The sequence below is a fragment of the Halalkalibacter hemicellulosilyticusJCM 9152 genome (genome assembly GCF_000513115.1).
Taxonomy (GTDB): Bacteria; Bacillota; Bacilli; order Bacillales; family Bacillaceae_D; genus Halalkalibacter; species Halalkalibacter hemicellulosilyticus.
This window is the reverse complement of the sequence record NZ_BAUU01000008.1, coordinates 76,184-88,910: the sequence shown is the minus strand read 5'-3', so window position 1 is coordinate 88,910 and position 12,727 is coordinate 76,184. Positions and strand designations below refer to the sequence as shown.

Below are 12,727 nucleotides of genomic sequence, written 5' to 3'. Positions count from 1 at the left end.
GCCGCTTTTTTCTTCATTATCTAGTACTTATTGAATCGCTGCATCTACCTCAGCAATCATTCCTTCAGTCGCTGTAATACCACCCGTTGTGATATACCAGAATACTGGATCTAAATAAACAATCTTATCTTCTTGGTAGGCAGTTATATTTTCTGTCACTTCATTCTCGATCGTTTGTTGTGCGGAAGATTCACCGCCAACAATAGCTCCGCGATCAACAACAAATAAATATTCTGGATTCGTTTGAACAATATATTCAAATGAAATACTTTGTCCGTGATTAGACACTTCAATATTTTCATCTGCCGGCTCTACACCAAACTCTCCATGAAGGAATCCAAAACGTGAACCTGGACCAAATGCACTTAATGAACCATCATTAGCTAAAACAATTAATCCACTGATATCACTTGTCTTTTCAACTAAATCGGCTACTGAAGCTTCAACATCAGCAACTTTCTGTGCAGCTAATTCTTCTTTATCAAAGATATCTCCTAAAAGCGTTACATTAGAAGCAAACGACTCTAAATAATGATCCGGATCTGTTGACATAAATAATGTAGGAGCAATGTCTGCTAATTCATCATATGCTTCAGACGCACGACCAGAAATAATAATTAAATCAGGTTGCATGTCAAAGATCTTCTCAAAATCAGGCTCAAAAAGAGAACCTACATTTTCATATCCATCTTCTGCATATTGAGATAAATAATCAGGCACACTATCTACTGGAACCCCTGCAATTTCTACACCTAAAGCATCAAGTGTATCTAAAACACCTAAGTCAAACACAACGACTGTTTCAGGAGTCTCTTCAATAACCGTCTGACCAAGTTCATGATCGACCGTTATTTCCTTTGGCTCATCAGCAGCTTCTTCAGCTTGTTCATCGTCATTTGAATCTTGTTGAGCCGTTTCTTCTGTATCTTCTTCTGGTTCTGAAGACGTATCCTCAGATCCTCCGCAAGCAACCATAATGAGTGCTAGCAACATACTAAATAATAATAGTAATAATGATTTTTTCATTCCCCACTCACCTCTATATCTTTTTTTATATAATTACACAGCGTTCTGATTAACCGAAGAGCAATTGCTTTATACTAGTAAACCTCATGCTAAGCAGTCAACTGTGATAATTAAAAATAAACAGCAATTTTACGGTTATCAATATTGTTAATCGGAATATCCATATCGTAAATTTCTCGTAAAGCATCCTCATCAATCACTTCATGAGCTGGACCTTCTTTAATAATTCGCCCGTTCTTTAGCGCAACAATGAAATCCGAATAGCAGGAAGCAAAATTAATATCATGAAGAACGACAACAATCGTTTTGCCGAGTTCATCCACCATGTTTTGTAACACTTTCATAATTTGAACGGAATGCTTCATATCAAGATTATTTAACGGCTCATCAAGTAGAATATATTCAGTATCTTGAGCGATTACCATCGCTATATAAGCCCGTTGACGCTGTCCACCACTTAATTGGTCTAAATATTTATCTTGAATATCTTTTAATTCCATATATCGAATCGCTTCATCAATATAACGAATATCCTCTTTTGTTAAATTCCCTTGCGAATAAGGAAAGCGTCCAAAGGAAACTAAGTCTCTAATTTTCAAACGAATGTTAATATGATTGGATTGCTTTAAAATAGAAATTTTCTTTGCTAAATCATTACTTTTTTGTTTCGTAATGTCCATATCATCAATTAAAACGAGTCCTTCGTCCTTAGCGATCAGCCGACTAACAATGGATAAGAGAGTACTTTTTCCAGCGCCGTTTGGTCCAATAAATGATGTGATTTTTCCTTTTTGAATGTTCACTGAAACATTATCAACCACATTTTTCGAAGCATATCTTTTCGTTACATTTTGAACTTCTACCATTTTTTACTCTCCTTTAACAACAAATATAAAAAGTAAACCCCACCGATAAAATTAATGATGACACTTAGCGTTGTTGAGAACGTAAAGACACGTTCGACAATGAGCTGACCTCCAATTAAAGCGATAATACTTATTAAAATGGAACTTGTTATTAAATACTTGTGTTGATGAACTTTCATATATTCATGAGCAACATTAACAACTAATAAGCCTAAGAATGTAATAGGCCCAACTAACGCCGTTGCAATTGACACTAAAATAGCAATAATAATTAAATAGTTCTTTATGACGTGATCATAATTGACTCCTAAGTTAATCGCATGCTCCCTTCCTAATGATAGAACATCTAAATATTTATAAAATCGATACGCATATAGCAAAATCAAAATAATCAGAACAATTGAAATACCAAGTAAATCTGTGTTCACATTGTTAAAGCTAGCAAACATTCTATTCTGAACATTTAGGAACTCATTTGGATCAATTAATACTTGCATGAATGTTGTAAAGCTTGAAAAAAATGTTCCGAATACAATTCCAATCAATAACAATAAATAAATGTTTCGATCCTCTTTATTAAATAGCAATTTAAATAAGAAAAAGGAAAACAAAACCATACAGCTTATCGATATAAGGAAATTAACATGCTGATTAAGCATGACAAAGCTTAACGAACCAAACGTAAAAATCATAAACGTTTGAATAAGAACATACAACGAGTCTAAGCCAATAATACTTGGTGTTAAAATTCGGTTATTCGTAATCGTTTGAAAGATAACCGTTGAAAATGCGATTGCTGAGCCTGTCAGTACAATAGATAACACCTTAACTCCCCGTCGTGGTATGACATATTCCCAATTACCGTTAGAGCCTATCGTCATGTACAGGACAATACACATCAATGCAATTGTAGCTAAAATGAGTATCTTTAACTTAGAGCCCATATGATCTCCTCCTTAAAAGTAGGAAGAGGAATATACCACTACCAACAACTCCAACTGTTAAGCCAATTGCAATTTCATATGGGTAAATAATAATTCTCCCTAAAATGTCACAAACAAGAACAAAGATAGCCCCTAATGCCGCTGTATAAGGTAAGTTATCTCTCAAATTATCACCACGATAAATGGAAACAATGTTAGGAATAATTAACCCTAGAAATGGAATCATTCCAACTGTCAAAACAACAACTGACGTAACTAAAGCAACAATAATTAAACCAATATTCACAACTCTTTTATAATTTAAGCCGAGGTTAGTTGAGAATTCTTCTCCCATACCTGCAACTGTAAATCTGTTAGCAAATATATAAGCAATAATTAAAACGGGAATACTAATATATAGTAGCTCATAACGCCCTCTTATCATTAATGCGAAATTTCCTTGTAGCCATGCCGACATATTTTGAATCAAATCATAACGGTAAGCAAAAAAAGTCGTAATCGAACTAATAATGTTTCCAAACATAAGACCGACTAATGGAATAAAAATCGTATTCTTAAACTTAATACGATCTAATATTTTCATAAAAATAAATGTTCCTAAGAGAGCGAATGAAAAAGCAACTAGCATCTTGACAAATGGACTCGCACTCGTAAAAAGCAATAAAGAAACCATGATGCCAAACCTTGCTGAATCCAATGTTCCAGCCGTTGTCGGTGAAACAAACTTATTTCTTGTTAACTGCTGCATAATTAATCCACATATACTCATTCCAACACCAGCTAGAATAATACTCACTAAGCGCGGAATACGAACGAGCCATAATGTTTGCTTTTGCTCCTCTGTCAAATGAAATATTTCTAGTGGCGAAATACTTTGCACGCCGACAAAGAGAGAACTTACAGAAAGTAAGATTAATAGAATAACTAAATACCGTAACTTCATGATCCCCTACACTTTCTATACTGCCTTCAACTAAGCTTATTATGTATCTTATTGATAATGATTATCTCTGAGAACTATCATACAGACAATTGAGATTGATTGTCAATATCCATTAAAGAAAAACCATTATCCATTTGTGAAAATGTAAAAATGAATAATGAAAAAAGTCGATTAGTGGCGTTGTCGAATACATGAACTCGCAAAACAAATCCAGATGTATTTTCTTATTCAGCGTTGACGTCTTAGAGTAGGACATTTTACTTTTGTTTCAACCTGACTGGCTATGTTACTCTTCAACTGTCCTTTATATAACCTAAAAACGCCATTGAGAGTCATTTCTCAAAGGCGTTTTGTTAAGGTCTAAAGAGCATTAAAAAAGGATTTAGATTCCTTCTACTAGTGCTCTTTGAATCATTTATGACTGAGACACCACTGTATGATTTTCTGCGCTAACTTATTCGCAATGAGTCGATCAGCACCACTTGGATATGGACCAAGAATAAGAGATTGATCAATTTGAACATACTTCCAGTCAACCGCTACGTACTGTTCTAATTGTTTAACGACTTCATTCGGGTTTAAATGCTCATCAAATATAATAAAGCCGTATGTTTTTCCATTTGCAATTGATTGCTTAAGCAATGTAGCAATTCCCTCTAGCTCTAACATATCTTGAATTCGATGCTCATTCACAGCAACGACGACATCTTGTATCAAATTCTCAGATAGCCCTTCAGGAAGCTGAATCCCAAAAATACGTGGATGATCATATTTCATTGAGTTAATGGTATCTTTAACTTTTAAAATTTGATCAACAATACTATCCAAAGCCGTATCATAGCCTAAATTTTGCCCCGTGTCTCCATCGATTAATGGAATATGTAAGTGGGAAATCGTCAACTTCTCTAATAAATCATTTCCTATATTAGATTTCTCACCGAGCACGACAACTTGATCGAACTGATCGAATATAGCAGGATCCACTTCATTTCTTAAATGGGAAGGTCTAATCATTGGCGCTTCAAACTCTTGAGAGAATAGAATTTGTTCCTTTTGATATCGTTGAACCTTCACTTCACTTTGATCATTGATTTCGATACTAAATAGCTCATGGTCCTGAATGAACTGAAATGCAACTGTTTGAATTAATTGCTGCACTCCAGCAGGTGATTCTTCAACTAACAATAAACCAATCTTCATCAACTAGCACCCCTTTTATTCTGACAAATCAGCAGGATATGTTACACCTATTTGCCTTCTAGCTTCTTCTAAAATGAGAGCGGTTTCGATTGAATATTCTAATTTATTACACGCTACTTCCTTTTCTCCGTTTTGAATCGCTTCAATAAAAACTCGTGCTTCATCGAACATCGCTTCCTCGTCTTGTGACACACTTATATCCTCTACACGACCATCACGATAATGAATATAAACCTTTTCAGGCGTATGAATTTTATCAATGATAATTGAACCATCTTCACCTTGTATTTCGGTCGGAAGTGCTGAATCAGTAATTTTTGAATACATAATAACCGCTTCCATACTGTCATATTGTAACAACAAACTACCTTGTCCATCTACACCTGATTTTAGTAAATGCCCGATTGCCTTCACCTTGTTAGGACGACCGAACATAGCCACGGTAGGAAATACACAATAGATACCAATGTCCATTAATGCACCATTTGAAAATTCAGGCTTAAATGCATTTAAAACTGTCCCCGCTTTATACGCATCATACCGAGACGAATATTGGCAATAGCTCGTTACAAATTGGCGGATCGTTCCTATTTTGTGTAAATGTTCTTTTAGTACTATAAAGTTTGGCAATGCTGTCGTTTTTAAGCCCTCCATTAGTAAAACGTCCTCTGCATTTGCAACATTAATCATTTCTTTAACCTCAGAGCTGTTAGAAGCCATCGGCTTTTCACATAGAACGTGCTTCTTATTCTTCATCATCAAAATCGCTTGCTCTTTATGAAATGCATTAGGGCTTGCGATATAGACAGCATCTATTTCCTCACATTGAGCTAATTCTTCTAGGCTAGTAAATATAAGATGAACTTGATGCTTGCCTGCAAATTCCTCTGCTCGTTCTTTCGTTCTCGATAGATAGCTGTTAATTGAAATCCTTCAACTTTAGTAGCAGCTGAAATAAAACGATCGGTAATCCAATTTGTCCCTATCACTGCAAAACGTACCATAATATCCTCCTAATTCTAATCTAGTTGCTCCTTGTACAAAGGTAAAGTAACTGTCACCGTTGTACCAACTTGTTCCATACTATAAATGTCCATGAATCCATAGTGACTGTCAATGATTTTTTTCGTGACCATCAAGCCAAGTCCAGTTCCTTTCTCCTTTAACGTATAAAATGGTTCCCCTAACTTATCAATTAAATGCGCTGGAATCCCACAACCTTGGTCTTTAATAATGATGGAAACCATTCCATCATTAGATATCCGAATATTCGTAATGATTTTTCCACCATCAGTCATGGCTTCAATAGCGTTTTTATATAAATTAATAAACACTTGTCTCATTTGATTTTTATCTGCATAAATGTAAGGAGTCTCTACTTCCTGTTCAACACATAATTCAACATTGTTTAATATTGCCTGTGGCTTTAAGAAACGATTAACTTTTAGAATAAGTTCATGTACATTCTCTTTCTGATATTGGATAGCTTCAGGCTTTGAAACGGCCATAAATTCATTTGTAATCATCTCAAGACGATCAATCTCATTTGAAATAATTGACATATATTCTTGATTTACGCTTTTTGAGCTTTGTTGAATTAATTGAAGAAACCCCTTTATAGTCGTTAATGGATTTCGAATTTCATGAGCAAATCCAGCTGCTAATTCTCCAACAACGGAAAGCTTCTCCGATTTTCGCAAAAGCTCTTCCGTTTTAATAGCGGTCGTAATATCTGAGCACGTACCGACTATCTCAATCACTTGACCGCTTTCGTATTTTGGGAACAAGCTCAATAGAAATGTATAGTCCATAAATTTCATTTGAAAGACTTGCTCCTTACCACCCCATGCCTTTTCATAATATGATTCCAATTCTGTTGTATACTTAATAGGTAGAAAATCAATCAATTCTTTTCCGATAAGTGACTGAGTTGAAATGTTTTGCATTCGTAGTAACTTGCCATCAATTAACGGATGAATAAAACGACCATGCTCTCTGCGAACTCGAAATATAATTCCATTGTGCAGCTCGACTGCCTCTTGCAGCTCTTTTCGTGCCTTAATCACTTCTGCTTCTGCTTGCTTTTGTTCTGTAATGTCCCTTAATATTGCTGCATATAACGTTTCTCCCCCTCTTTTAATCATTGAAGTTGATATACTTATATCAATAATAGCAAGATCCTTTCGTTTACGCTTTGTTTGAAAGTTAATAACAGGAACACCTTTATCAAGTTGCTGTAACAACCCCCTATATTCAATCATTAAATCAGCTGGAATTAACGATGCCACAGTTAAGTCATCCTCATCTGTATAACCAAACATTTGTTTGAATCCATAGTTGCTTCTAACAATGGATAAATCCTTGCGGTACACAACAATTGCATCACCAGAATGTTCAAATAACAGCTCTAGCTCATTATCGATTGAACGTGTATCAGTTTCTTCTTCTAACCTTTTAAAAAATGAAAGAACGACATAGCCTAAAAATAAAACAGCAATCACTTTAAGCGCACCGGCGAATGAAATGGCTAATTCTTCAAAAAACAGGCTCAATACAACGAATAAAAAACTCAACATCATAAAAGTAAGTGACATAATTAATGGATTCATAAGTTTAATATTCTTCTGCTTGTACCATCTAACCATGAAATAAAGAAGTGGAAGATAGATAAAAAACATGAAGCTACATAATGCAAGAGCTAATCGTTCATAATCCATATATGACTGAAATAGCATAAAAGAAATAAATATAAAAAAAACAATGCTAATAGGTCCTCCATATTTTTTATCTGGCTTTAACGTAGCGACAACTGTGACTAAAATCATCCACTCTAATAATAATATGGAGATCACCGTTCCACTTAAATACAAAGGATCTCCTAAAAAAACGGCCAAAATATGAGATGAATACGCTAAGATAAGCAATAAAAATAAAAAAAGGTAGAGCAATGAACGAAAAGTCTGTGAGTTTAAAATTCTTTTTAGGCAATAAATAAACAACAGAAAATAAATGACTAGCACCGTGCAAGCAAAAACATATTCAATAACGGCCTGTTCCATTATCTCTCCTAACCCGAGAGAAGGATTCAGAACAATGAAGCTAATCACTACATATAGTACAAGTATGATGACAACAATTTGACTAAACGGGTGCTGGAGTTTTAAAAGTGAAATACCCATAAGCTCTCCTTCTCTCATCTTTCCTATCCCACTATGAGGGAATTGGTAATGTAATTTGAAAGGTTGTTCCACTGTTCAATTCACTACGAACTTGAACATGCCCACCTAAGTTCTCAATAATTCCATACGTTACCATTAGACCAAGCCCCGTCCCCTTTTCTTTAGTTGTGTAAAATGGCTGTCCTAATTTCGCAAGCTTATCCTCAGAGATCCCTGTCCCTTGATCGATGACTTCAACAATTGCATCACCATCTTCCATTTTAGAACGAATCGTAATTTCACCTCCGTTAGGCATCGCATCAATTCCGTTTTTTATTAGGTTAATAAATACTTGTTTCAATTCATTTTCATCGCACTTAACAAATACGGGCCCATTAGTAAGGTCTGTTATAATTTGCACATTTTCAATAATGCATTGAGGCTCCAATATACTCTTAACTTGAGTCAAAATTTGATTAAGATCATGCTTTTCTAAATGCTTCACTTGTGGCTTTGCCAGCAGGAGCAGCTCATTCAAAATAATTTCAATTCTTGAAAACTCCTCCGACATAATTGAATAATAGATTTGCTTTGCCGATTCTCCTGATTGAATTAGCTGAAGAAACCCTTTTAATGAAGTTAGTGGGTTCCGAATTTCATGGGCAATTCCTGCAGCCATCTGCCTACAAGTGACAGCTTCTCTGAATTTTGCATATACTCTTGAGATTTCTTAAGCTCAGTAACATCTCTAAATATCACAACCGTTCCTTTATATTGAGCATTTTCATAAATCGGATTAATCGTATATTCGACATCAAATTGTTGTCCATCTTTTCTAGAAAATTGATCTTCTCTTACTTGCAGAGTCCCACCATTTTCAACAGCCTGAAGAAATGGACTTGTAACAACATCTTTGTCTCCTTTTAATTTCAAAATGACTTCTTGAATTCTTCGACCAATCATATCCTCTTGCTTACAACCAAGCATATTTTCAGAAGCACGATTCCAAAAGACAATTGTACCATCCGGGTTTAGCCCAAATATACCTTCGTTAATTGAATCTAGAATAAGTTGATGCATATGATTTAATTCATTTAACTCTTTTTCCTTTTTTAATTTCAAGCTAATATCAAAAATATCGACATGGTAATAAGAGGTTTGTCCCATTTCTAACATGATAATATGCAACGAAACCCACAGAACTTTCCCGTCTTTATGCACAAATCGTTGATCAATAACTAATTTATCCGTAATGTCGGAGGGGGTGTTAAACAATGATGCCGTCTTATTTAAATCATCAGGATGTGAAACAATATCAAATGCTGAATGCTCAAGTTCCTCTTTGCTATAGCCCGTAATTATGCTCAATGCTTTATTTACCTTAAACCACTGGCCATCTAATGTCATAATTGCTTTTCCAGAAGAAGCGTTTTCAAAGGCATCTCGATATAAGTTTGTATGATCCATTCATCTTCCTCCAAGTCCTATTTGTTCTCTAATAAGAATTATACGCTATTTTTCAACATAAAAAAGACATTGGCGGAAAATATTGATAAAAAGATGAGATTTGTCAATAGACGCTTATAATAGACAGCATTTTTAGAGTTTAAGTAACACATTTTGACTTCTTTTGATCAAATGCTTGTATGTTTTTCTTGAATGATGAACAAAATAAACTGAAAAAATCAGAGAATGAGCGGCCATTGAAAAGGACAAAACAACTTTTTCAATACCTTTGATTTGACTAGCAATGGCTTCATTCGTTGTTCGCTTGATACGAGGAATCAAAATAAGCAACGCTTTCACCCATTGCTTAAAGGTCAGCAAAAAAGAATGGAGGTTTGTTATTTTGAAGAAAAAATGGCTCTATCTATTTCTTACAATTCTGACTGTTCTTCTGCTCATTTCATGTGGCACTGAACAACAGGAAGAGCAAATTGAGGAAGACGCAGATCAGCAAGAGCTAGAGGAAACAGGAGAAAATGAGAAAGAGCAAGCATTGGACGACGTATCTGATCATGAAGAAGGAGATGTAGTTGAAAACGAAGGAGGTACCTTTACACTCATTTCCAAGCAGGATGAGATTGAGTCCCAGGAGACAGGACCAATGATTGTCGACATCACCCAAGTCAATGCAAGCTCAGGTCAACTCCAGGGAGATCTAGCTGATTTTATGGAAACAACTGAAATTGAATACATTCAAATTGATATGGAAGTTGAAAACACATCAGACGACACGATCTTCTTCTATCCTGGACAAGCAACGATAACAACAAATACGGGAGAGCAGCTTGAATCTGATATGTGGCTTTCTGATCATATCGATGGAGAATTTATTGGAGCCGTCCGAAAGTCAGGCTCGCAGTTTTTCATTCTCGAAAATTCTACTGCTGATGAAATCGAAACGGTTCGAATTATCATAAACGCTCCCCATAACGAAGAATGGGAAGATGTCGGTGACAAAATTGACTTTACCGTTGAATTTTGAGACCTCTTAAAAAGGACAAATCAACCTTTTAGCATTTCGATTAACAAAGGAGCGCCTTAAAAAGGGAAAGCTCGAGGGCAATAAAAGGTATCGTTTTTTACTATTTGGTGTCCTCGAAACGTTCCCTTTCAGGCGCTACATTTATCCTATGCTAATGCTTCCTCCTCTTTTTTAAAAAAGGCTTTCATTGCATGATATACGTCACCCTTCTCCTTCAAAATAAAGTGACGAAAACGCATATCATCGATGTTCTTATAGGCACTCATAAGCGTGGAGTGGCGACTGTATTGATTCACCTCCCCATATCCAAACATACTCGACACTTCCATTAGCTGCTGAACAAGCTTCAAGCAGCGGGCGTTATCTGATGTTAAATTATCGCCATCTGAAAAATGAAATGGGTAAATATTATAGCGAATCGGATCATATTTGTTACTAATAATTTCTAGCGCCTTGCGGTAGGCGGATGAACAAATCGTTCCACCACTTTCTCCTTTGTTAAAGAAATCATCCTCTGATACAACCTTTGCTTCCGTATGATGCGCAATAAATTCAATATCAACCGTTTCGTATTTCGTACGCAAGAAACGGGTCATCCAAAAGAAGAAGCTTCTTGCCATATACTTCTCCCATCGTCCCATCGAGCCGCTTGTATCCATCATCGCAATTACAACGGCCTTCGATTCAGGCTTCACAATTTCATTCCACGTTTTAAACCGTAAATCATCATTATAAATGGGGACAATCCCAGGTCGACCTTCCAGTGCATTACGTTTAATCGCTGATAAAATTGTTCTTCTTTTGTCAATGTTCCCCATTAACCCTTTCTTTCGAATGTCGTTAAAGCTAATGTCTTCAAGGACAATTTCATTTTCCTCTTTTTGCTGAAGGTTTGGTAGCTCTAGCTCGCGAAATAATAATTCTTCCAATTCCATAATCGACACTTCTGCCTCTGAGTAATCTTCTCCTGGTTGATCTCCTGCACCTTTCCCTTTTCCAGGTCCTTTTTGTTTGTCGCCATTGGGATCGCGTGCGACTACATCTCCAACCTTACTATCTCCTTTCCCTTGACCTACATGCTTATTTTTATCATAATTATAGCGAATCTTATACTCATCTAATGACCGAATTGGAATGCGAATCACATCTCGACCATTTGACATGACGATATTCTCCTCACTCACGAGATCAGGAAGGTTTTTCTTAATTGCTTCCTGTACTTTCTCCTGGTGTCGTCGCTGATCTTGATGACCCTTCTGATGTAAGGACCAATTTTCTTGTGAGATAACAAATTGACGTTGATTACTGTTCGCCATGTGATTCCCTCCTTTTTTTATATCGCTTTAAGCTACCTTACGTGTTTTCGATGCACACAATCACTTTGCCTTGCATACAATGATGACGTCTAGAGCCATTACGACGTTACTTTTTGGCTAACATCGAAATTCATTAGGGCTCAAAAATAACTTACTCTATCATATGCAGACAAGAAAAAGAGTTGCTAATAAATTCTGACAAATCACTGCATGAAAAAAGGACAGGCCTCATTAGCCTATCCTCCATTCCATTTACTTGACAATTCCAACATCTGTAATTGGCCAAAATCGTAAATCAACTTTGCCGACTATATGATCCATCGGAATAAACCCAAGTCTTCTACTATCTAAACTATTAGGACGATTATCTCCTAAAACAAACACATGATCCTCTGGTACGATCTCCTCCATAGCAAAGTCTCGTGTGTATCGATCACGCCCGTCCTTTTTCATTGCTTCTAAAAAAGGCTCTTCTATTTCTTCACCGTTAATGTATAACGTATCATTGGTATATGATATTTGATCTCCTGGTAATCCGATTACTCGTTTAATATAATCCTCTGTCTCACTCGCATGAAAAACGACAAGATCAAAACGTTGTGGATCTGAAAAGCCATACCCTACCTTATTCACAATAAATCGTTCCCCATCAAACACACTAGGCTCCATCGATTCCCCTTGAACTTCATAGCTTGTGAAAAGGAATGTCCGGATTAAAAATGCTAAAAGAAGTGCAACTACAATAGCCTTGACCCATTCCATCCATTCATTTTTCGTTGTCTCTAT

Annotated in this window: 11 protein-coding genes and 1 pseudogene; 1 reads left to right on the top strand and 11 read right to left on the bottom strand. The window is 35.9% G+C overall.

All coding sequences use genetic code 11. The features are described 5' to 3' along the window. Positions 1-27: 27 nt before the first annotated feature. The 9 genes and pseudogenes from JCM9152_RS06310 to JCM9152_RS21325 form a co-directional block, all read right to left on the bottom strand. Complete coding sequence (locus JCM9152_RS06310) at positions 28-1,026, bottom strand: siderophore ABC transporter substrate-binding protein (RefSeq protein WP_035342201.1); 999 nt, start codon at positions 1,024-1,026, stop codon at positions 28-30. Positions 1,027-1,136: 110 nt separating this feature from the next. Continuing rightward, the gene (locus JCM9152_RS06305; RefSeq protein ID WP_035342198.1) at positions 1,137-1,892 is read right to left on the bottom strand and encodes an iron ABC transporter ATP-binding protein; all 756 of its coding nucleotides are present in this window, start codon (positions 1,890-1,892) and stop codon (positions 1,137-1,139) included. Continuing rightward, a complete protein-coding gene (locus JCM9152_RS06300) occupies positions 1,886-2,836 on the bottom strand; it encodes an iron chelate uptake ABC transporter family permease subunit (RefSeq protein ID WP_035342196.1) in 951 nt (316 codons plus the stop codon). Before JCM9152_RS06300 ends, JCM9152_RS06305 begins: the two co-directional genes overlap by 7 nt. Beyond that, a complete protein-coding gene (locus JCM9152_RS06295) occupies positions 2,826-3,779 on the bottom strand; it encodes an ABC transporter permease (RefSeq protein WP_035342195.1) in 954 nt (317 codons plus the stop codon). Before JCM9152_RS06295 ends, JCM9152_RS06300 begins: the two co-directional genes overlap by 11 nt. A 411-nt stretch (positions 3,780-4,190) precedes the next feature. Then, positions 4,191-4,979 (bottom strand): 6-phosphofructokinase, encoded by a 789-nt coding sequence (locus JCM9152_RS06290; RefSeq protein ID WP_035342193.1) that lies wholly within the window; start codon positions 4,977-4,979, stop codon positions 4,191-4,193. A 15-nt stretch (positions 4,980-4,994) separates the two neighbouring features. Continuing rightward, positions 4,995-5,983: pseudogene (locus JCM9152_RS06285) on the bottom strand (Gfo/Idh/MocA family protein). A gap of 15 nt (positions 5,984-5,998) precedes the next feature. Beyond that, positions 5,999-8,158 carry an ATP-binding protein gene (locus tag JCM9152_RS06280; protein ID WP_158318427.1) on the bottom strand — a complete coding sequence of 720 codons (2,160 nt, stop codon included), beginning with the start codon at positions 8,156-8,158 and terminating at the stop codon, positions 5,999-6,001. A 31-nt stretch (positions 8,159-8,189) separates the two neighbouring features. Further along, on the bottom strand, positions 8,190-8,816 hold the full coding sequence (locus JCM9152_RS06275) for an ATP-binding protein (protein ID WP_052015671.1): 627 nt from the start codon (positions 8,814-8,816) through the stop codon (positions 8,190-8,192). After that, positions 8,777-9,604, bottom strand: coding sequence for a PAS domain-containing protein (locus tag JCM9152_RS21325; protein ID WP_052015669.1), 828 nt, complete (start codon positions 9,602-9,604; stop codon positions 8,777-8,779). The genes JCM9152_RS06275 and JCM9152_RS21325 overlap by 40 nt, the downstream gene beginning before the upstream one ends. 382 nt (positions 9,605-9,986) lie before the next feature. On the opposite strand from JCM9152_RS21325, the gene JCM9152_RS06265 reads away from it, so the two are divergent. After that, positions 9,987-10,625 (top strand): hypothetical protein, encoded by a 639-nt coding sequence (locus JCM9152_RS06265; RefSeq protein ID WP_035342183.1) that lies wholly within the window; start codon positions 9,987-9,989, stop codon positions 10,623-10,625. Positions 10,626-10,771: 146 nt separating this feature from the next. Here the strand turns inward: JCM9152_RS06265 and yhbH are convergent, their stop codons facing one another. Continuing rightward, a complete protein-coding gene (gene yhbH, locus JCM9152_RS06260) occupies positions 10,772-11,941 on the bottom strand; it encodes a sporulation protein YhbH (protein ID WP_035342179.1) in 1,170 nt (389 codons plus the stop codon). A 252-nt stretch (positions 11,942-12,193) separates the two neighbouring features. Continuing rightward, a complete protein-coding gene (gene lepB / locus JCM9152_RS06255) occupies positions 12,194-12,727 on the bottom strand; it encodes a signal peptidase I (protein WP_035342368.1) in 534 nt (177 codons plus the stop codon).